Annotated in this window: 17 protein-coding genes; 12 read left to right on the top strand and 5 right to left on the bottom strand. The window is 71.1% G+C overall.

The window, feature by feature from the left end:
- On the top strand, positions 1-1,242 hold a 1,242-nt coding region (locus tag ABS52_06125; protein ID ODT03963.1), incomplete at its 5' end, for a hypothetical protein.
- A 139-nt stretch (positions 1,243-1,381) separates the two neighbouring features.
- Here ABS52_06125 and ABS52_06130 read toward each other — a convergent pair.
- Genes ABS52_06130 through ABS52_06140 form a run of 3 tightly spaced genes read right to left on the bottom strand, consistent with a single transcriptional unit; the run spans position 1,382 to position 3,982 of the window.
- Positions 1,382-1,870 carry an acyl dehydratase gene (locus tag ABS52_06130; protein ODT03964.1) on the bottom strand — a complete coding sequence of 163 codons (489 nt, stop codon included), beginning with the start codon at positions 1,868-1,870 and terminating at the stop codon, positions 1,382-1,384.
- Entirely contained in the window at positions 1,867-2,805 is a 939-nt protein-coding gene (locus tag ABS52_06135) for a citryl-CoA lyase (protein ID ODT03965.1), read from the bottom strand. The genes ABS52_06130 and ABS52_06135 overlap by 4 nt, the downstream gene beginning before the upstream one ends.
- 7 nt (positions 2,806-2,812) lie before the next feature.
- Positions 2,813-3,982 (bottom strand): acyl-CoA dehydrogenase, encoded by a 1,170-nt coding sequence (locus ABS52_06140; GenBank protein ODT03966.1) that lies wholly within the window; start codon positions 3,980-3,982, stop codon positions 2,813-2,815.
- 200 nt (positions 3,983-4,182) lie between these two features.
- Here ABS52_06140 and ABS52_06145 point away from each other — a divergent pair, with 200 nt between their 5' ends.
- The 5 genes from ABS52_06145 (at position 4,183) to ABS52_06165 (ending at position 11,587) form a co-directional block, all read left to right on the top strand.
- Positions 4,183-5,754, top strand: a complete 1,572-nt coding sequence (locus ABS52_06145; protein ID ODT03967.1) for a hypothetical protein — start codon at positions 4,183-4,185, stop codon at positions 5,752-5,754.
- Positions 5,755-6,069: 315 nt separating this feature from the next.
- A complete protein-coding gene (locus ABS52_06150) occupies positions 6,070-8,085 on the top strand; it encodes a hypothetical protein (protein ODT03968.1) in 2,016 nt (671 codons plus the stop codon).
- Entirely contained in the window at positions 8,082-9,146 is a 1,065-nt protein-coding gene (locus ABS52_06155) for a hypothetical protein (protein ID ODT03969.1), read from the top strand. The genes ABS52_06150 and ABS52_06155 overlap by 4 nt, the downstream gene beginning before the upstream one ends.
- Positions 9,143-10,774: a glycosyl transferase gene (locus ABS52_06160; protein ODT03970.1), complete on the top strand. Its 1,632-nt coding sequence runs from the start codon at positions 9,143-9,145 to the stop codon at positions 10,772-10,774. Before ABS52_06155 ends, ABS52_06160 begins: the two co-directional genes overlap by 4 nt.
- A 6-nt stretch (positions 10,775-10,780) precedes the next feature.
- Positions 10,781-11,587, top strand: a complete 807-nt coding sequence (locus tag ABS52_06165; GenBank protein ODT03971.1) for a hypothetical protein — start codon at positions 10,781-10,783, stop codon at positions 11,585-11,587.
- 121 nt (positions 11,588-11,708) lie between these two features.
- Here ABS52_06165 and ABS52_06170 read toward each other — a convergent pair whose 3' ends face one another.
- Positions 11,709-14,045, bottom strand: a complete 2,337-nt coding sequence (locus ABS52_06170; protein ODT03972.1) for a peptidase S9 — start codon at positions 14,043-14,045, stop codon at positions 11,709-11,711.
- A 217-nt stretch (positions 14,046-14,262) separates the two neighbouring features.
- Between ABS52_06170 and ABS52_06175 the strand changes: the two genes are divergently transcribed.
- A complete protein-coding gene (locus ABS52_06175) occupies positions 14,263-14,871 on the top strand; it encodes a hypothetical protein (GenBank protein ODT03973.1) in 609 nt (202 codons plus the stop codon).
- Positions 14,872-14,905: 34 nt separating this feature from the next.
- Here ABS52_06175 and ABS52_06180 read toward each other — a convergent pair whose 3' ends face one another.
- Positions 14,906-16,333 carry a hypothetical protein gene (locus ABS52_06180; protein ID ODT03974.1) on the bottom strand — a complete coding sequence of 476 codons (1,428 nt, stop codon included), beginning with the start codon at positions 16,331-16,333 and terminating at the stop codon, positions 14,906-14,908.
- 302 nt (positions 16,334-16,635) lie between these two features.
- Between ABS52_06180 and ABS52_06185 the strand changes: the two genes are divergently transcribed.
- The 5 genes from ABS52_06185 to ABS52_06205 are packed head-to-tail and all read left to right on the top strand — an operon-like array spanning position 16,636 to position 21,366.
- A complete protein-coding gene (locus tag ABS52_06185; GenBank protein ODT03975.1) occupies positions 16,636-18,027 on the top strand; it encodes a cytochrome oxidase subunit I in 1,392 nt (463 codons plus the stop codon).
- Complete coding sequence (locus ABS52_06190) at positions 18,024-19,055, top strand: hypothetical protein (GenBank protein ODT03976.1); 1,032 nt, start codon at positions 18,024-18,026, stop codon at positions 19,053-19,055. The genes ABS52_06185 and ABS52_06190 overlap by 4 nt, the downstream gene beginning before the upstream one ends.
- Entirely contained in the window at positions 19,045-19,638 is a 594-nt protein-coding gene (locus ABS52_06195) for a hypothetical protein (protein ID ODT03977.1), read from the top strand. The genes ABS52_06190 and ABS52_06195 overlap by 11 nt, the downstream gene beginning before the upstream one ends.
- Positions 19,639-19,663: 25 nt before the next feature.
- Entirely contained in the window at positions 19,664-20,278 is a 615-nt protein-coding gene (locus ABS52_06200; GenBank protein ODT03978.1) for a hypothetical protein, read from the top strand.
- Entirely contained in the window at positions 20,275-21,366 is a 1,092-nt protein-coding gene (locus ABS52_06205) for a hypothetical protein (GenBank protein ID ODT03979.1), read from the top strand. The genes ABS52_06200 and ABS52_06205 overlap by 4 nt, the downstream gene beginning before the upstream one ends.
- The last annotated feature ends 20 nt before the right edge of the window (positions 21,367-21,386 follow it).

Below are 21,386 nucleotides of genomic sequence, written 5' to 3' on the forward strand. Positions count from 1 at the left end.
ACCCCCACCCCCACCCCCTCGGCGGACTGCTGCCTCGAGACCGGCCGTCAGGTCGCCGAGCGCCACCAAGTCGCCGCCATCACCTCGCGCCGCTTCACCCATGCCGAGCTCTGGGCGGCGCTCGACCCGATCGTCCGATCCAGCGCCTTCCGCGTGACCCCGATCGGCGCCTCCATCCAGGGGCGACCGATCCGCGCCATCACCTTCGGCCGCGGCCCCACGACGGTCCTCCTCTGGTCGCAGATGCACGGCGACGAGTCCACGGCCACGATGTCGCTGGCCGACATCCTCAGCTGGCTCTCGCGCGCGGGCGCCGAGCGCGATCCGCTGCGCGACCTCATCGCCGAGCGCCTCACGGTCGTCATGGTCCCGATGCTCAACCCCGACGGCGCCGAGCTCTTCCAGCGGCAGAACGCCCTCGGCGTCGACGTCAACCGCGACGCGCGGCGCCTCTCGACCCCCGAGGCGCGCGCCCTCAAGGCGCTGCGCGACTCCATCGCCCCCGCCTTCGGCTTCAACCTGCACGACCAGAACGCCCGCACGTTAGGCGGCCCGAACGGGCGCCAGGTGGGGATCGCCCTCCTGGCCCCGGCGGCCGATGCCGAGAAATCGTATGGTCCGGTGCGCGCCACCGCCCGCCTGGTCGCGGCGCGGATACGCACCGTCCTCGAGCGCGACATCCCCGGGCGCATCGCCAAGTACGACGACGCCTTCAACCCCCGCGCCTTCGGCGACCTGATCCAGCAGTGGGGGACGAGCACGGTCCTCATCGAGAGCGGCGCCCTCCCAAACGATCCGGAGAAGCAGCGCCTGCGCCGCACCAACGTCATCGCGATCCTCACCGCGCTCGAGGCAATCGCCACCGGCGGCTATCGCGCCGCCGACCCCGAGGCGTACGAATCCCTCCCCACCAATGACGGCCCGGCGGTCGATATCCTCGTAACCGGCGCCAGCGTCGTCCTTCCGGGCAAGGAGCCGATGCGGGCCGACATCGCGATGAACTACGACGACGCCCTCCTCGGCGGCCGGGCGCGCGTGCGTGAGGTGGGCGACCTCTCGGCGGTCGCCGCCCTCGATACGGTGGACGCGACGGGGCTCTTCCTCCACCCCGGACCGTCGATGCTCACCGAGCGCGGCGGCGGCCACTGGCTACGCATCAACGCCCCGGTCCACCTCTACATCCGGCGCGGGCGCGAGGCGTGGAGCGCGCTGGTGCGCGAGATCGGGAGCGATGCGCGGTAGAGTGGCGCGAGTGCGTGCAACGCCAGGTCGCGCGACGCAGATGTACCTCTGCGAGAGGAGCTGCGACGCGCCGTAGCGCCTCGCCGGCAGGCGCCGAATCGCACCGCGCCATGCAGCTGGCGGCGCAGGCGCGGGCGCCCTACCCCCTGGCGACCGGGTTGGGCCGCTCGGGGATGTGCCCCCGCTTGTACACCATCACCGTCCGCCGGAACTCGATCACCACCGTCCCATCCTGCGTGTAGCCGCGTGACCGCACCTCCACGATCCCCATGGCCGGGCGCGACCTGGACTCGCGCATCGACAGTACCTCGGACTCGGCATAAATGGTGTCCCCCTCGAACACCGGCGCCGGGAGCGTGACCTCGCTCCACCCCAGGTTGATGGCGTGCCGCGAGATGTCGCTCACCGACAGCCCCACCACCAGCGCCAGCGTGAACGTCGAGTTCACCAGCGGCCGGCCGAACTCGGTCTGCGCCGAGTAGTGGCGGTCGAAGTGGATGGGGTTGGAGTTGTTGCTCAGGAGCGAGAACCAGATGTTGTCGGCGGTGGTGACGGTGCGCCCCACCGGGTGGCGCATCACCAGCCCGACCGTGAAGTCCTCGTAACAGCGTCCTGACTCGTTGCTCATGCCTCGGGTCCTCCGGGTTGCAGCTGTCCGGCCACGCGCAGCGTGCTGCGGGCCATGCGGATGTTGGCGGCGTCGATCATCATCCCGTCGCTCCCCACCGCGCCGCGCCCCTCGGCCACCGCCGCCTCGTACGTCTCGATCACGCGCCGAGCCCACGCGATTTCCTCGGCCGAGGGGGCGAAGGCGGCGTTGACGGTGGCCAGTTGCGACGGGTGGATGCACTGCTTGCCGTCGAACCCCAAGGCACGGGCTGTGGCGCACGCCCTGGCCAGCCCGGCGGCATCCTTGTAGTTGGCGTATGGCCCATCCATGCAGCGCAGCCCGTTGGCGCGGGCATGGGCCACGATGGCGTGCATCACGGCGTGCCAGCGGTGGGCGCCGTACGCGGCGTCGTGCGCATCCTCGGCGCCGATGCTGGCCAGCGGCATGTGCATGCTCGCCGCGTAGTCGCCCATCCCGAAGATGAGCGCCTCGAGGCGCGGCGACGCCGCCGCGATCTCGCGCAGGTTGGCGAAGCCCGAGGCCGTTTCGATCTGCGCCTCGATCCCGATGCGGTGCGGGATGCCGGTGCGCGCCTCGACCTGGGTGAGCAACTGGTCGATGAACTGGACGTCGGCGGCGCCACGCGCCTTGGGGAGCATCACGAGGTCGACGCTCCGCCCGGCCGCCTCCACCACCTCGATCACGTCGCGATACGTCCACTTCGTGTCGAGCGCGTTGACCCGCACGATGCGCGTGCGCCCCGCGAAGTCGAGCGTGCCGAGCGCCTGCATCACCAGGGCGCGGCTCCGCTCCTTCTCGTCAGCGGCAACGGCGTCCTCGAGGTCGATGCACACGGCGTCGGCCTCGCTCCGCGTCGCCTTGGCGATCATGTCCGGTCGCGAGGCCGGAACGAAGAGCATGCTGCGCGACAGGCGCGCGATTCGAGTGTGCATGACGGTCTCAGAAGGAACGAGGCATCCCGAGCAGGTGCTCGCCGATGTACGACAGGATGAGGTTGGTGGAAACCGGTGCCACCTGGTAGAGCCGCGTCTCGCGGAACTTGCGCTCCACGTCGTACTCGGCGGCGAAGCCGAAGCCGCCGTGAACCTGCAGGCAGGTGTTGGCGGCCGCCCACGACGCCTCGGCCGCGAGGTACTTGGCCATGTTGGCCTCGGCGCCGCACGGGCGCTCGGCGTCGAACAGTGATGCCGCCTCGTACCGCATCAGGTCGGCTGCCCGCACGCCGGCGTACGCCTGCGCAATGGGGAACTGCACCCCCTGGTTCTGCCCGATGGGGCGGTCGAAGACGGTGCGCTCCGATGCATAACGACGGGCGCGGTCGACGAACCAGAAGCCGTCGCCGATGCACTCGGCGGCGATCAGGATCCGCTCGGCGTTCATCCCGTCCAGGATGTAGCGGAACCCCATCCCCTCCTCGCCGATGAGGTTCTCCGCCGGGACCTCGAAGTCGTCGAAGAAGAGCTCGTTGGTCTCGTGGTTCACCATGTTGTCGATGGGACGCACGCGCAGCCCGCGCGACTCGGCGCCGCGGAGATCGACGAGGAAGACCGAGAGGCCGAGCGTGCGCTTGGCGACCTGCTCCAGCGGCGTGGTGCGGGCCAGGAGGAGCATGAGGTCGGAGTGCTGCACGCGCGAGATCCAGACCTTCTGCCCATTCACGACGTAGCGGTCGCCACGACGCGCCGCCGTGGTGCGTGTGCGCGTGGTGTCGGTCCCCGTGGCCGGCTCGGTGACGGCGAAGGATTGCAGCCGTAGCTCTCCGGCGGCGATGGCCGGGAGGTAGCGCCCCTTCTGCTCGGTCGAACCGTGCCGGAGTAGCGTCCCCATGGTGTACATCTGCGCGTGACAGGCCCCGGCGTTGGCCCCCGAGCGGTTGATCTCCTCGAGGATCACCGAGGCCTCGGTGAGTGAGAGGCCGCCCCCGCCGTACTCGGCGGGAATGAGGGCGGCGAGCCATCCGGCCTCCGTGAGCGCGCGAACGAACGCCTCGGGATAACCCCTCTCTCGCTCGACGCGCTGCCAGTAGGCGCCGTCGAACGGGGCGCAGGCGGCGCGCACTCCCTCGCGGATGGCGGCGTGCTCGCTGGCGCGGGGGTTGATGTCGGGCATGGACCGTGGGGAAGGAAAGCGGGGCGTGGGCACGGGCACGCAGCGTGGCCAAGGTACCGCGCGGGACCGGCTGCGTCTAAGGTGCCCCCGTGGTGGGGACGGCGAGCCGAGGCGCGAAGTCGCCCCCCCGTCCGGCAGCGGCGAGCCGGCGCGCGAGGAAAATTGTATACTAAAGTGTCTCCAACACGCGCCCCCCGCTCATGACTTCCTCCGTCCCCGCCCTCAGGCGTCGCGCCGCGACACTGGCCATCATCGCCAGCGCCGCGCTCACCCTCCCCGCCGCCGCGCAGCCGGCCAGCACGCGCGCCATCCTCGCCGACCTCGATCGCTACATCCCAAGGGCACTGGCCGAGTGGAACGGCGCCGGCGTCGCCGTCGGGATCGTGAAGGACGACTCGCTCGTCTATGCCAAGGGGTTCGGTGTGCGCGCGGTGGGGAAGCCCGACGCGGTCGACGACCGCACGCTCTTCGCCATTGGCTCCAACACCAAGTTCTTCACCGCCGTCGCCGCCGGCATGCTCGCCGACGACGGCAAGCTCTCGCTCGACGACAAGGTCACGCGCTTCCTCCCATGGTTCCAGCTCCACGATCCATGGGTCACGCGCGAGTTCACGCTCCGCGACGCCATGTCGCACCGGAGCGGGCTGGGGCGGCGGGGCGACGCCCTCTGGTACGGGACGCCCTTCTCGCGCGATGAAATCATCCGGCGCGTGCGCTACCTGGTCCCGAACACGTCGTTCCGCTCCGAGTTCGGCTACCAGAACATCATGTTCCTGACCGCGGGACAGGCCATCGCCGCGGCCGCCGGCAGGAGCTGGGACGACGTCGTGCGCGAACGCATCTTCGAGCCGCTGGGGATGACCGCGTCCAGCACGAGCGCCAAGTCGCTCGCGACCGCCTCCAACCTGGCGTCGCCGCATTCGCTGGAGGGGGACCAGGCGCGTCCCTCCCCGATCCCGTACCGCGACATCGACAACGTCGCGCCCGCAGGGTCGATCAACTCGAACGTGCAGGACATGGCGCGGTGGATGCGCTTCATCCTCGCCGGCGGGAGCTACGGGGGGCGCACCCTCCTCAAGCCTGCCACGCTCGCCGACATCACGTCGCCGCACACGATCGCCACGCGCATCGTCAACGACACTCTCAACCCCACCCGCCACTTCTCGCTCTACGCTCTCGGCATCGGCCTGTCCGACCTGCACGGCGTGAAGGTCCTGCAGCACACGGGGGGGATCGACGGGATGCTCTCGTTCGTGGCGATGGTTCCCGAGCGCAAGCTGGGGATCGTGGTCCTCACCAACGTGTCCGGGCACAACGCCCTGTACACCGCCCTGGGGAACCGCATCCTCGACGCCTTCCTGGGAGGGCCGACGCGCGACTGGAGTGCCATTGCGCTGGCGCAGACGAAGCGCGCCGAGCAGGCGGCCGCCGAACGCATGCGCACGCGGATGGCGCAGCGCGTCCAGGACTCCCGGCCGTCGCGCCCGCTGGCCGAGTACGCGGGCACCTACCGCAACGAGATGTATGGGGACCTCACCGTCTCCCTCGAGGAGGGGGCGCTCGTGTTACGCTATCCCACGGCGACGGTGCTGCACCTCCACCACTTCACCTTCGACACCTTCATGGGGACGGCGACGGCGGTGAGCGCGCTCGCGTCGGACGCTTCGACCGTGCGCTTCGAGCTCGACCCCCAGGGGCGAGTGGCCTCGGTCGACCTGGAGCAGGTGGGGACGTTCACCCGCGCGGACGGGAGGCCACACATCACGAAATGACACAGGCGGCATTTATTGCCGTTCATTCTCTCGGCACCGTTACGATCTCATCCGGTCCCAAGTCATTGCCCCTGAGCGCATTGGGGAGGGCTAACCAGGAGGCGGAAGATTCGTCCGCCGAGGCGATCCCCGGCGCGAGGACCTCTTCCGGTGCTGCGGCGGCGCGCGCGTGGCATCGGCATGCGCCCGGATGCCACACGTCGAAGGCCGAACTCCACCGTCGATTCACGCCTCGCCCAAACACCGACATGCATGTCGGCCGCGGCCGCACGCGCGCGATGGTGTAGGCCCCGCCCTCGAGCCGAGGAGGGACGCGTGATCGCCTTCGCGTCGCTCGATGCCGCGATGCGGGGGCAGCATGCCGCCGAGGTGTGGGCGCGCCTGCGCGACCGCCACCTGCAACGCGTGGAAGTGCTCGAGGGTGCCGTCCTCGCGCTGATGGATGGCGCCCTCGACGAGGAGCTGCGCGGGCGCGCGGAGGCGGAGGCGCATGCGCTGGCGGGATCGGTGGGGACCTTCGGGCTGCGCGGCGGGGCGCGCCTCGCGCGTGCGCTGGAGCAATCGTTCGCCGCGCGCTACACGCTGGGACGTCCCATGGCGGCCCGCCTCGCCGATCAGGTCACGGCGCTGCGGCGTGAACTGGAGCGCCCGAGGGTCGCCGCCGGCGCTGCTGCCGATATGGATGGGGGGCGGCGCGTCCTGGTCCTGACTGACGATGGGCGCGGCGACCAGTTCGTGACCGAAGGAGTGACGGCCGGGCTCGAGGTGATGGTGCGCCCGCTGCACGGGGGCCACGTCGCGGTCTTCGAGGAGGCGCCGGACGCGATCGTGGTCGAGGCGGGCGACGCCTCGGTCGACGCCGTGGTGTCGCTCCTTGGCTCCCTCGCCGGTCGTGCGACGGGCCCCGTCCTCGTCACCGCGGTCGACGATGACATGGCCATCCGCCTTGCGATCGCCCGGAGCGGGGCCATCGGTCCGCTCATGGCCGGTCACCCCCCGTCGGCGATCCTCGAGCGTGCCCTCGCGGCCATGCAGGGGCGCGAGGGCGCCACCGCCTCGCTCCTCGTGGTGGACATCGATCCGTACTCCCTGCAGTCGGTGACGCTCGTCCTGGAACAGGCGGGGCACCGGGTCCACGCTCTCGACGCCCCCGCCGGCTTCTGGGAGACGCTGGAGTCGGTCACGCCCGATCTCGTCGTCCTCGGCGCCGAATTGAACGAGGTGACGGGGCTCGACCTCTGCCGGGCGCTGCGCGCCGATCCGCGCTGGCGCGACCTCCCGGTGATCTTCATGGCTTCGGCCGACGAGGCGCCGCTGGTGAAGGGGGCGTACCATGCCGGAGCAGACGATGTGGTCCGGAAGCCGCTGCAGCGCGAGGAGCTCATTGCCCGGGTGGAGAACCGGCTGCACCGCTCGCGCCAGCTGCGCCGGCAGGGGGAGGCCGACGCGCTCACCGGGCTCCCCGGACGGCCGAAGGCCGAACGCGAGATCGAGCGCTTCATTCAACTGGCTCGCCGGCACCGGCACGAGGTCACGCTCGTGACCCTGCGCCTCGACCGCCACGCGGACGTGGTGCAGCGGGCGGGGCAGGGAGCGATGGACGCCGCCGTGCTGGCCTTCAGCCAGGTGCTGCGGCACTCGTTCCGCTCCGAGGACGTCATCTCGCAGTGGGGGCCTAACGAGTTCGTGGTGGCGCTCTTCGACTCGAACGGCGCCAACGCGGCAGTGCGCGTGCGCGAGGTGATGGCGGCGCTCCGGTCCCGGCGCTTCCCGGCACCGCCCGGTGAGGCGTTCTCGCTGACCTGCAGCGCGGGCATCGCCTCGTATCCCGAGGACGGCGCCGACGTGCGCGAGCTGCACGAGGCCGCCGACGCCGCGCTCATGGCGGCGGGGAACGCGGGTATCGACGAGGCGCTCGGCGTCGCCTGCGACCCCAACCGCCCCGCCACCGGGCGCGCCGACATCCTGCTCGTCGAGGACGATGCGGCGGTGGCCCGGCTCCTGGTGCACGCGCTGGAGAGCCGGCAGTACCAGGTGCAATGGATGCGCAGCGGACAGGCGGCAGCCGACGCCCTGCTCGGGGCGAAGCCGGCGCTGCGCGCGCGCCTGATCCTCCTCGAGGTCAACCTCCCCGAGCTCGACGGCCTCGCCCTCCTTCGCAGCCTGGCGGAGCAGGACGTCCTGCGCCACACCCGCGTCATCGTGCTGAGCTCGCGGACCACCGAGGCCGAGACGGTGCAGGCGTTCGAGCTCGGCGCCTTCGACTACGTCGCCAAGCCGTTCAGCGTCGCGGTCCTGACCGAGCGCATCCGGAGGGCGCTGCGCGCATGAGGCAGTCCCTCCTCTACCTGGCGTCGTACTACCTCGTGTATCTCGAGTTCACGATCGCCCTCGTGCTCATGCTGGCGCTGGCGCTGAGTGCGGCGCTGGCGCGCTGGCGCCGCGAGCGGCATGAGTCGCAGGGCGCCGCGGGGCGCGAGGTGCTGGCCCGCGCCATTGCCCAGGGGATGGAGCATCCGCACGACGTGGCGCGCTTCGCGCGCCTGCCGTGGACGGTGCAGCAGGAGTTGATGCACGAATTCGGCGCCTCGCTCACCGGAAGCGGACGCGAGCGCCTGACGAGCCTCGGCGTGCGCACCGGGGTGGCCCGGCGCGCGGAGCGGATGTGCGCGAGCCCGTGGTGGTGGAGGCGCCTCGCGGGGGCGCGCGTGCTCACGGCGCTCGACCACGACTGCGCCGCAATGCGTCCCCTGCTGCGGGACCGCAGCGCGGTGGTGCGTGCCCAGGCCTTCGTCTGGGCGGCGGGGCGGGTGGACGAGGCGGTGATCGAGGACCTCGTCGCGAGCCTCGCCGACCCCGAACGGCTGTGTCGCTTCACCGTCCAGGATTCACTCCTTCGCCTGGGGCGCCCGTCGGCGCAGGCGCTGCGCCGCTTCCTGGCCGATCCCGACTGTCCCGGGTTGCACGACGCCCTCGTGGTGGCGCGAGGGTTGGCCCTCCCCGAGCTGCTCGACCCTGCGCTCGAGCTCGTGCAGCACCCGTCGGCGGAGGTGCGTGCGCGCGCCGCCGCGGTGCTCGGAGTGCTGGGGGGCGACCAGGCGGTGGAGTCGCTCGTCAGGCACCTCGACGACGACGCCTGGGTGGTGCGGGCCGCGGCCGCCCGCGCCCTGGGCGACCTCGGGGCGTGGATGTCGAGCTCGTCGCTGATGCGGTTGCTGGGCGACACCAGCTGGCCCGTCAGGCGCGAGAGCGCCCTTGCCCTGCGCCGCCTGGGCGGCGTCGGCTTGCTGGCGCTTCGCCGCGCGCTGCGCTCGGAGAATCCGTTTGCCGCCGACATGGCGCGCCAGGTGCTCGACCTTCCCGAGGCCGTCTGCCAGCGGGCCACCGCATGATGGCCGCGCTCTCCACCGCGCTTGCCCCCATCCTGGCGGGGCTCGACGCCTCGATCCTCCTGTACTTCGTCTGCATCAATGCGGCATACCTGACGCTGGTTGCCTGCTCCACGTGGGAGCTGGTGATCCACATCCTCAGCATCCGCGGCGAGAGTCGTGCTCGCGTCCTGGGTTCGGCTGTCACCCCGTCCATCAGCATCCTGGCCCCTGCCTACAACGAGGAAGCGACGATCGCCGAGAGCGTGACCGCCCTCCTGGCGCTGCACTATGCCAACCTCGAGCTGGTCGTGGTCAACGACGGGTCGCCGGACCGGACGCTGGACGTACTGAAGCAGCGCTTCGCGCTCGTCCCCATCCACTCCATCGTCTGGCGTCGCATCGACACCAGGGCGGTGCGGGGGCTGTACCGCTCGCGCACGCATCCCAACCTGCTCGTGGTGGACAAGGAGAACGGGGGAAAGGCCGATGCCCTCAACGCGGGGCTCAACCTGGCCACGGGCGACCTGGTCTGCGTCATCGACGCCGACACCATCGTCGACGCCGACGCCCTGCAGCGCCTGGCGCGCCCCTTCCTGAGCCACCATGACGTGCTTGCGGCTGGCGGCACGATCCGCATCGCCAACGGGTCGGCGATCTCGGCCGGGCGGGTGACCGACGCCTGCGCCCCACGCAACTTCGTGGCCGGCGTGCAGGTGGTCGAGTACTTCCGCGCCTTCATCTTCGGACGGCTCGGGTGGAACCGCCTGGGCGGGAACCTGATCATCTCCGGCGCCTTCGGCCTCTTCCGCCGCGACGCCATGATCGCGGTCGGCGGCTACACGCATGACACCGTGGGCGAGGACATGGAGCTCGTCCTCAAGCTGCGCCGCCAGGCGTACGAAGCGGGGCGCAAGCACCGCATCCTGTTCGTCCCCGATGCCGTGGCCTGGACCGAGTGCCCCGAGTCGCTGCGCGTGCTGGGGCGCCAGCGCGACCGCTGGCACCGGGGGCTCACCGACGTGCTCTGGCGCCACCGGACCATGTTCCTCAACCCGCGATACGGCGTGGTGGGGCTCTGGTGCTACCCGTACTTCGTCTTCGTCGAGCTCCTGGCCCCGGTGCTGGAGCTGCTGGGGTGGGTCGGGCTCACGTTAGGCATGGCGGCCGGCCTCCTCGACGCCTCGTTCGCCGCGCTCTTCTTCCTCCTGGCCTACGGCATCGGGGCCGTGCTCAGCGCCTACTCGCTCCTGCTGGAGGAATGGAGCTTCAACCGCTTCACGCGCTTCGGCGACCGCGTCCGCCTCCTGCTCTACCTGGTCCTCGAATCCTTCGGCTACCGGCAGCTCACCGTGGTCTGGCGACTGCGAGGGATCTGGAAGTTCCTGCGCGGGCGGACCGACTGGGGGCGCATGGAACGGCGTGGCTTTGCGGCGGCGGCGGCTCCCGTCTCGGCCACTCACCACGCGACCTCTGCCTCCGCGACATCCGCCCCCGCGCCCAGCGCCCATGCGGGATCCGGCCGCGCGCCCGCCACGCACCCCGCATTCACCCGTGTCCCATCGCCCCATTCCGCCGCCGCCCTCCCCGTGACGCCAGGCGTCGTTTCGACCTCCGACTCTCATCCGGGCCGCCCACCGGCTGCCGCCTGACCTGACATGCCCCCACTCCGCTTCGCCATGCGCCATGCCTCGTTGTTCCTGCCGGCGTTGCTCCCGCCGGCGTTGCTCCTGGCGGCACCCCCCGCCCTCGCGCAGGAGGGGACGGGGACGCGCCTCACCAGTCTCGAGGTGCGCGCCGGGCGCGACGCCCTCACCAACGGCGCGGCCCCGTGGCAGGAGCAGGCCATCGCGCTCCGCTACCGCCACTCGGCGCGCACCGGCGTCGGTGTCGCGGCCGAGCGGCTCGAGCGATTCGGGATGGAGGACCGGCGCCTCGTGGCGGACTGGTCGACCGCCGTGGCGCGCTGGCTCACCGTCGGCGCCGAGGGCGAGGTGAGCGCGACGCACCGGGTGGCGGCGCGGCAGGGCGGGGCGGCGTTCGTGCACCTGGCGATCCCCGCCGGTTGGGGGATCGACCTGCGCGGGATGGCGCGCTCGTACGACTCGGCCACGGTGCAGGGGGCCACGGCGTCGCTGGAGAAGTACTGGGGGAGCCAGATGGCGTCGTACAGCGTGTCGCCGGTGCGGATGGCGGGGCACCCGGTGGCGACGACGCAGCGCGTCCGGGTTACGCGGTACCTCGCCACACGCGGGTCGCTCAGCGTGATGGCGTCGGCCGGGCGCGAGGTGGAGACGCTCTCGGCGGCCGGCCCCCTCGTGGCCCCCGTGCGTGCCGTCGGGGTGTGGGGGGTGCTCCCGGTGTCACCGCATCTCTCACTGACCTATGCCGCTGACGTGTCGCGCCACGAGGGGCTCTTCACGCGGCGGCACGCGTCGCTGGGGGTGCGGATCGACAGTCGTTAGGCGCGAGGGGCCCCCGGCCGTGGCGGGAGCCCCTCGCTTGCTTCATGCGGTTGGCAGGCGCCGCGTGCCGAGCGGCGGGTGCCCGCGCGTCGCGCGCCCCGACGCCGCGGGGCGCGCACCGTCAGGGGACCACGCGCGGCTTCCCGATCTGGTACTCCTTCGGCGGGAGGTTCCCCTGCAGGTTGGTGATGAAGTAATCCCACCGGCGGCGCATGATGTACGGCGCGTCGGCGCCGAAGCCGTGGCGCGCGTGCGGGAGCATGATCTGGTCGAAGTCCTTCCCCGCCTTCATGAGCGCGTCGGCCACCAGCTGCGTGTTGTAGGGGGGGACGTTGTCGTCCATCATCCCGTGGATCAGGAAGAGCTTCCCCTTGAGGTTCCTGGCGTGGGTCTGGTTGGCTTCGTCGGCGTAGTTGTCGCTGCCGTTGCTGCGCACCAGGAGCCCCTGGTACCGCTCGCCCCAGTCGTCCTCGTAGTTGCGGTTGTCGTGATTGCCCGACTCCGAGATCCCGACCTTGAAGAAGTCCGGATGGCGGAACATCGCCGCCGCGGTCGCGAAGCCGCCCCCCGAGTGTCCCCAGATGCCCACGTTGTCGATGTCGATGAACCGGTAGCGCTGGGCCAGCTCCTTCATCCCCGCGATCTGGTCGGGGAGCGTGTTGTCGCCCATCCGTCCGTAGTAATAGTCGTGTAACGCCTTCGAGCGTCCGGGCGTCCCCATCCCGTCGATCTCCACCACCACGAACCCCAGCTCGGCGAGTGCCTGGTTGTCACCGCGCGCCGGGATGAACGAGCGCGGTCCCACGCTCCCGGATTGCGGCCCGGGATAGATGTGGTTGATGATCGGGTACTTCTTCGCCGAGTCGAGCTTCGACGGGAGGTACATCAACCCGTAGATGTCGGTGGCGCCGTCGCGTGCCTTCATCCGCACCGGAACCGGCGCGCGCCACCCGGAGGCGACGAGGCGCGAGACGTCGGCGCGCTCGAGCACCTGCAACGCCTTCCCGTTGCGGTCGCGGAGGACGGTGACCGGCGGCGTGTCGGGGGTGGAGTACGTGTCGACGATGTACTTCCCGTCAGGTGAAACATTCACCGTGTGGTTCGCCGCCTCGGGAGTCAGGAGGACCTGTCCCTTGCCGTCGAAGCCGATGCGGTAGAGGTGCTGGAAGTACGGGTCGCGCCCCGGCTCCTTCCCGTTGGCGGTGAACCAGACCTGCCGTGCCTTCTCGTCGATGCGGACGACCTCGGAGACGTTCCCCTCGCCGGTCGTGATGCGGTTCTTGAGCGTCCCGGTCGTGAGGTCGTAGAGGTACAGGTGGATCCAGTTGTCGCGCTGCGACCACCAGATCAGCTCGTTGGTCGCGGGGAGGACTCGCCAGAGGTTCTCCGGGAGCGAGGCGTCGCCCAGCTGCGTGGCGCTCTGCTCGTGCAGGACCTCGCGCACCTCGCCCGTGCCGGCGTTGGCCACCCGCAACCAGGCGTGCTTGTGGTCGCGCGAGCTCGAGATGAAGGCCAGGTGCGAGCCGTCGGGATACCACTGGGTGTCGCAGATTTCCGAACCGCAGGCAATGTGGTCGGAGACGGTCGAGCGATGCGCATCGGGGGGCATCTGCAGGCGCACCACGCGCGGCTTGCCGTCGGCGCCGGCGTTGATGATCACCCGAGAGATGCGGAAGACGATGCTGTCGCCGGGGAGCGGGTACTTCCACGCCTGGAGCGTCGGGCTCCCCACGTTGGTGCTGACGAGGTACATGTCGCGCACCCCGCGCCCGTCGTGCTGGAACGTCGCGATCTGCCGCGAGTCGGGCGACCAGGTGACGATGGGATTGTCGCCGTGTACCCACCCGGCGTTGTTCGTGGCGTAGCCGAAGTCCTTGACCCCGTCGGTGGTGAGCTGCGTCTCGGTCCCGCTGGCCAGCTCCCTGACCCAGAGGTTGTCGTCCCGGATGAACGCCGCCCACTTCCCGTCGGGGGAGGTGCTGGAGTTGGCCGGCGCCTGCGGGGGCGGCGTTCCGCGCGTGCAGGCGTACTGGGCGAGGTCGCAGGTGTACGGGACGTTGCGCACCGTCACCGTCACCGCCTTGCCGTCAGCCGCAAGCTCGAACGAACTGAACGGAAGCCGGTCCCCCTCGATGGTGCTCCCCGTCGCCGCGCCGAGCCCGGCCGCCAGCCGCTGCTGGTCGAACGCGGCGGTGCGGGTGCGGCGCGCCGGGTTCACGATGTAGAAGGCGCTCCCGCTGGAGGTCGAGGCCCGGTACCAGAAGCGGCCGTCGGCCAGCCACGTCGGGCGCCCGGCTGCTCCGCTCACCAGCGGATTGGCGGTCGGCGCCAGGAATCGCTCGGCGCGCGCGTAGTCCTCGATGGTGAACTGGTACGGCTTGGGAGCCGGTGCCTGTGCCGCCAGCACCGCTGGAACGGCGAGGGCGAAGAGCATGCGTGAGGGGTGGAGCGGGCGCATCGTCTGTTCAGCCTCGGAAGTCGGTCGAATGGTCGCGCGGAAGCCCCCGGAAGCTACAGGCGGGGAGCGACCCCACGCCACACGCGGTGCCGGTGCAGAGGAGGGGCGGGGCGAACCGTTCGGACGGCCGCAGCGTTGAGGGGGAGTGCTCCCTCGCTCCGGCGACGGCTCGAGCTTTGTCGCCCCCTCCATCACAGTTGGTTCCACCCCCACGTCGATGTCCACCGTTCGATTCACCGGCCTCGTCGCCCTCCCCGGCCATCTCGCTCGGACCACCCGCGCCGCCGCCCTCGTGGCCTCGATCGCGCTGGCCGGATGCGTCGGCGCTGGGAACGCACGCCCCGCCCCGACGGTCGGCTCCACCGCGCCCGACTTCACCGTGCGCGCGATCACCCGCGAAGGCCCCATGCCTGCGCCGATCACGCTTTCCGGGTTGCGGGGGAAGACCGTCGTCATCGCCTTCTTTCCCAAGGCGCGCACCCCGGGGTGCACCACGCAGCTGACGGCCTATCGCGACCGGTACGCGGCGCTGTTCCACGGGGGAAAGAACGTGGTCCTGCTCGCCGTGAGCACCGATTCCGAGGGCGCCCTGCTCGATTGGGCGCGGGAGGCGGGCTTCCCGTTCGCGCTCGTGAGCGACGCCGATGGCTCGCTGGGGAAGGCGTACGGCGCCCTCACCCCCGGTGGGCTCAAGTTCGCCAAGCGGCTGCTTTTCGTGGTTGGACCAGACGGGCGCGTGGCCTACGAGGCCAAGCCGTTCCGCCAGAACGCGGAGGAGGCCTACACCGAGCTGGCGGCGGCGATCGACCGCGTGGCGGCGCGATAGGGCCGCCTGGGGAGGGTGCGTGGGCGCGCGTTGCCTATCGCACCCCCACCAGCGCGTGCGCTGCCGCCCGCAGTTTGGCGGAATCGTACCCCAGGCCTGCGCGGAAGACCGTCGTCACGTTGTAGAGATCCTTCGCGTCGGTCGCCGGATCGCCCTTCACCACCACCAGGTCGGCCTGGCGCCCAGGGGCCACCGCGCCGATGTCCTGCTCCATCCCCAGGATCCGCGCCCCGTTGTACGTCAGGACCTGGATCGCCTGCTCGGGGGAGAAGCCGGCCTCGCGAAGCATTTCATAGTTGCGGATGTTCCCGAACCCCGGGAGGAACCCCGTCCCCCACGGGTCGGAGCCGGCACCGAGGAGGCCGCCAGCCGCAACGAAGTCGCGCTCCCAGCGCATCATCTTCGCCAGGAGCCCGGGGGTCACGACCAGCCCTCCTTCGGCGAGGCTGGCATGATTCCGCTCCACCTCGCGCCGCACCTCCGGGTCGAGCATCGCCATCGCCGCCGTGTCGAGCCGGAAGCGCTGGGGCGAGAACGTCTCGTACACCGCCAAGGTCGAGACGACGGCCGACTTCGTCTGCGCCAGTGCCTTGATCGACGCCTGAACCTGGGCGCTCCCCACGTCCACGTCCGTCTGGACGTGCATGTTCTCGGGCGGGCACGTGTCGGGCTGCTTGCCGGGGACGTAGTCGCTGGCCGTGATGAAACCGTGCTGCAGCGCGTCGATCCCCAGCGCGGCCGCCTCGGCGAAGGTCACCGAGCAGAGGTGCCCCGTCACCTTCATCCCGCGCGCGTGCGCCTCGCGGATCACGTGCCCCAGCATGGCGCGCGAGATGCGCCCCTGCACCTTCACCCAACGCACCCCCTCGGCGTGCCAGAAGGCGAGCGATCGCGTTGCCTCGTCAGGCGTCGCCAGCGCCTTGGCGTTGGCGCTGGTGGAGGCTGCGCCGTCGAGGTAGGGGCCGGTGATGAGGAAGCGGGGGCCGGGGATGCGCCCCTCGTTGACCGCGCGCGCCATGTTCAGCTCCTGGTACGGGAGCATGCTCCCCGCCGTCATCGCCGTCGTGACCCCAAAGGCGAGATACAGGAGCGGCGCCGAGGTGCTCATCTGCGTGATGCGCTTGACACCGCCGAAGTAGGTGTGCTCGTGCAACCCTACCAGCCCGGGGATGACCGTGTGCCCGGTGAGGTCGATCGTGCGCGCGGCGGCCGGGATCGCCGTGCTCGCGGTCGGCCCCACGGCCGTGATGCGCGTCCCGTCGATGATGACCGTCTGGTCGTCGCGGGGGGCGGCACCCGTCCCATCGATGAGACGGACGTGGGTGAGGGCGACGACGGGGGCGTCGACACTGACGTAGCGGCGCGCCGCGTCGCTCAGCGGCGGGCGACTCTGTGCCGATGCGATGGATCCCGGGAGGGCGAGTGCGGCAAGCAGGAGCGTGGGGAGGCGACGGGGTGGCATGCGGGAGCGGGACGATATGGGGGCGGCGTAGGGGCGACCGGGGGTCGCGACCAGGAGTCGCGGCGTAACCCCTGCGACTCCCCGAAGCTTGGGAGCCGGTACGGGCACATGGTAGAGGGTGCGGGCGAGGGATTGTCAAGGCACTTGCCTTGACAATTCAACGCCCTCGAATCATCCTTCGCGCGCCGCAGCGGGACCGTCCCGCCCGCGGCTCCAGGCTCCCATCGTTCGAGAAGCTGCAAGTGGCAACGCTGGCAACCCCCGCCCCCGTCGCGCGTCCCCTTACCGTGGCGAAGAGTCGCGTGGAGGAGCGTTTCGACACCGACGCGCGGCTCACCCGTCTCGTGTACGCCTACCTGGCGACCTCTGCCGTATGGCTCCTGGTGGGGACGCTGGTCGGGTCGTACCTGTCGCTCAAGTTCATCTGGCCCGACCTGGGGGTGGCGCCGGCGCTCTCGTTCGGACGTCTCCGCCCCGTGCACGTGAACATCGTCTTCTGGGGTTTTGCCTCGCCGGGGATGCTCGGGCTCGCGCTCTGGGTGGTGCCGCGCACCTGCCGCACCGCGCTCGCCAGCTACAAGCTGGCCTGGGTCGCCCTGGCCCTCATCAACGCCTCGGTGGTGGCCGGCGCGTTGCAGCTGCTGCTGGGCGTCACCAACGGTTCGGGCGAGTTCCGCGAGTTCACCTGGCCGGTCATGTCGCTCTTCGCCGCGGCGCTCGTGCTGCTGGCCATCACGCTCTACCGCACCATCGCCCAGCGCGCCACGCAGGAGATCTACATCTCCAACTGGTACATCCTCGCGGCGCTCCTCTGGACCATCGTCCTGGCGACCATCGCCTACGTCCCCTGGATCCAGAGCGGGCTGGCCGACACCGTGGTGCAGGGCTACTACATGCACCAGGGGGTGGGGATGTGGTTCACCCCCATGTCGCTGGGGCTCGCCTACTACTTCATCCCCAAGCTCCTCAACAAGCCGATCTACTCGTACTCGCTCGGCGTGCTGGCCTTCTGGACCCAGCTCCTGTTCTACACGATGATCGGCGGGCACCACTTCGTCTTCAGCCCCGTGCCGTGGTTGCTGCAGACGGTGGCCATCATCTTCAGCGTCGGGATGCTCGTCCCGGTGGTGGCGGGGACGGGGAACTTCCTCCTGACCATCCGCGGGAGCACCCGCCCCATCGGCCGCAGCTACTCGCTCCCCTTCATCTTCGTCGGCGTCCTGCTCTACTTCGCCGGCTCGATGCAGGGGACGTTCGAGGCGCTGCGCTCGCTCAACGAGATGTGGCACTTCACCGACTTCACGGTCGGGCACGCCCACTTCACGATGTACGGCTTCGTCGCCTTCGTCATCTGGGGGGGCGTCTATGCCCTCGTCCCGCGCCTGAGCGGGCGCGAGCCGTCGCACGGCGCCATCGGGCTCCACTTCTGGCTGTCGATCGTCGGGCTCGCCGTGTATGTCGGCGCGCTGTCGATCGGCGGGACGCTGCGGGGGTTGAGCTGGATGTCGGGGGCCCCCTTCATCGAGTCGGTCACGCTCATGGCCCCCTTCTGGCTCGGGCGCGCCGTGGGGGGGACGCTGATGCTGGCGTCGCACTTCGTCTTTGCCTGGAACCTGTGGCAGATGCGTCCGGCCGCTGCCCGTGAAGTGCAACTGGCGGGGCCCCGCCGCGCCGCGGAGGCCAGCGTCGCATGAGGCTCGACTTCCACGAGAACCACCGCCTCCTGTTCGGGACGGTGATCGGCGGCTTCATCGCGCTGAGTGTCGTCGTCGCCGTCGCTCCCGCCGCCTGGCTCCAGCGCGCGGCGTCGCCCACGCCGGGGTCGCGCCCGCTGACCGCGCTCGAGCAGCGTGGGCTCCAGGTGTACCTGTCGGAGGGGTGCGCCTACTGCCACACGCAGCAGGTGCGGGCGCTGACGCAAGACACGACGCGCTACGGCCGCGCCTCGGTGGCGGGCGACTATGCGTACCTCGCCCCCGCGGGGGCGTTCCGTCCCACGCCGCGCGTCCTCGGGACGGAGCGCACCGGGCCGGACCTCACCAACATCGCGGCGCGGCAGCCGAGTGCGGTCTGGCATTACCTCCACCTGTACCAGCCGCGCGCCGTGGTCCCCGCCTCCATCATGCCGTCGTTCCCCTGGCTGTTCGAGGTGCGTGACAGCGCCAGCGCCGGCGACTCGGCGATCGCGGTCCCGGCGCCGCACGGACCGAGGCACGGGGTCGTGGTGCCGCGGGAGGAGGCGCGGGCGCTGGTGGCGTATCTGCTCTCGTTGCAGAGCGCCCCGCTGCCAGGTGCAGCGCGCCCCGCCGCCGGGACGCCGGCCGCTCCGCCGTCGGGTGGCGCCGCCGCCTCCCCCACCGCCAGCGGCAACGCGGACTGGGCGGCCCGAGGGGCGCAGGTCTATTCGGCGAACTGCTCGGCGTGTCACCAGGCGGCGGGGACCGGGCTCCCGGGGACCTTCCCGCCGCTGGCGGGCGACCCGGTGGTGACGGCGGAGGACCAGACGCGCCACATCGAGATCGTCCTCTTCGGCGCCAGCGGGAGCGAGATCGGCGGGGTGCGCTACTCGAGCCCGATGCCGGCCTGGGGGGCCACGCTTTCCGACGACGACATTGCCGCCGTCATCAACCATGAACGCAGCAGCTGGGGGAACCGCGCGCCGCTGGTGACCGCGGCCGATGTCGCTGCCATCCGCGCCAAGGGAGACCATCGTGTCAAGTGAGCGCCACCCGGAGCATTCGCTGGTCGAGGTCTACCTCGACGGCGGGAGCGAGCCGTTCGCCATGCACGTCCCCCCCGCGCGCTTCGAGCTGGACACGACGCAGCTGGAGGACGGCGTCCACACGCTGCGCTTCGTCGCGCGCGACGGCTCGGGGCGGCGCGGCGTGCGCTCGGTCTCGTTCACGGTGCGCAACGGGCCGGGGATTGCCATCGACGGCGTCCGCGAGGGCGACGTGGTGGACGGGCGGCTGGCGCTCCTGGTCAACGCCTATGGCGCCGGCTACGAGGAACACTGGGAGCCGGCACGGGCCGAGACGCCGGCCCCGATCCCGACCGCGACGTGGGTCCTGCTGCTGCTCGTCGTGGCGTGGTCGCTCTTCTACCTCGTGCGCAACTGGGCGCCGCGCGGTGGGTGGGACGGCGCCGCACACCACGCGACCGCCCCGTCCGGCGGGGTCGTCCCCGCGCTGGTGGTGGGGGGGGCGGTGGTCCTGGTCGTCGTCGTCTTTGCGTTAGGCATCTGGTACACCCTGCGTCCCGGCGAGCAGGGGGCGGATCACATCAAGCGGCGGGTCCTCGAATGAGGGAGGCGCGATGCAGCCGACACGCATGACCCCCAGCCATCGTGGCCTCCTCGATGCCCTCAAGCGCCGCGGGCGCGCCAGCGTCCCGCAGCTGGCAGAGGAGCTCGGGCTCAACATCGAGACGATTCGCGACCACCTCAAGACGCTGGTCGCGCGCGAGCTGGTGCGGCGCGAGGGGGCGGTGCGCAGCGGCCCCGGGCGCCCGGAGATCGTGTACGCGCTGACCGAATCGGCCGAGGCGCTCTTTCCCCGGCGCGAGGGGGAGATCCTGCGCGAGCTGGGGGCCTACCTGGTGAAGCACAGGCACGAGCGGCTCCTGCGCGACTTCTTCACCGAGTACATCGACCGGCGACGCGCCGAGGCGGCGTCGCGCGTGGCGCACCTCGAGGGGCGCGCGCGGCTCGAGGAGGTGGCGCAGATCTTTTCCGAGTTGGGGTTCATGCTGGTCATCGAGGAGCGGGACCACACGCCGCGGCTGCGCCTGTGTCACTGCCCGCTGCGCGACCTGGTCGACGCGACGAACATCCCCTGTCGTGCCGAGATCGGCTTCCTGACGGAGCTGCTGGACGAGACCCTCACCCGCGTGAGCTACATCCCCGAGGGCGACGCCAGCTGCTCGTACGAACCCACGGAGGGATGATGCTGACCGAGGCATTGGTGCGTGAGGCGCTGGCGGATGTCCCGTACCCGGGGCTTCGCAGCGACATCGTCAAGCTCGGGTTGGTGCGCAGCATCGCGGTGCACAACGATCGCGTGCACGTGTCGCTGACCTTGTCGACCGAGCGCGAGGACGTTCCCGGGCTGCTGCGCGACGCCATCACGGCGCGACTCGCGCAGGCGGGTGCGGTACGGACGGAGATCCAGTTGCTCACCCCCGAGCGCAAGCCGGTGGAGCGCGACCCGTGGGCGCGCCAGGGGCGGCTGCCGGGGGCGCGGCGCATCGTGGCCGTGGGGGCGGGGAAGGGAGGGGTGGGGAAAAGCACCGTCGCGGTGAACCTGGCGCTGGCGCTGCAGGAGTCGGGGCTCAAGGTCGGGCTCCTCGACGCCGACATCTACGGTCCCTCGGTCCCGGTGCTGCTGGGGCTCGAGGACGGCGCGGCCCGCGCGCGGATGACCGACGACAAGCAGATCGTCCCGCTCGAGGCGCACGGACTCTCGGTGGTCTCGTTCGGCTTCTTCCTCGGCGCCGAGTCGCCGGCGGTGTGGCGGGGGCCGATGGTCGGGAAGGCGGTGACGCAGTTCTCGCGCGGGGTCGCCTGGCCGGACCTGGACGTCCTCGTCGTGGACCTCCCGCCGGGGACCGGCGACGTGCCGCTGTCGCTGGCCCAGTCGGTGGTCGTGGATGGCGCCGTCGTCGTGACCACCCCGCAGCGCCTGGCCTCGCTCGAGGCGGCGAAGGCCATCGAGATGTTCCGGACGCTGGAGGTCCCGCTGATCGGCGTGGTCGAGAACATGAGCCACGCCACGTGCGCGTGCGGCAGGCGCTCGCACCCGTTCGGGCGTGGTGGCGGCGAAGCACTCGGGCGCACGTCGAACGTGTCGCTGCTGGGACAACTCCCCTTCGAGGAGGAGGTCGTCTCGGACGGCGATGGTGGCGTGCCGTCGATGCTCCGGGCGCCGCGCTCGGAGCTGGCGGTGGCGATGCGGGCGATCGCCGCCACGGTGCGCGAGGTGTTGCAGCTGGACGGGAGCGCGGTCGGCGCCGCCGCAGCGGGAGGGTGCGGGTGAGCGCACCGCCGCTTCGGCTC

Source organism: Gemmatimonadetes bacterium SCN 70-22, assembly GCA_001724275.1.
Classification (GTDB): domain Bacteria; phylum Gemmatimonadota; class Gemmatimonadetes; order Gemmatimonadales; family Gemmatimonadaceae; genus SCN-70-22.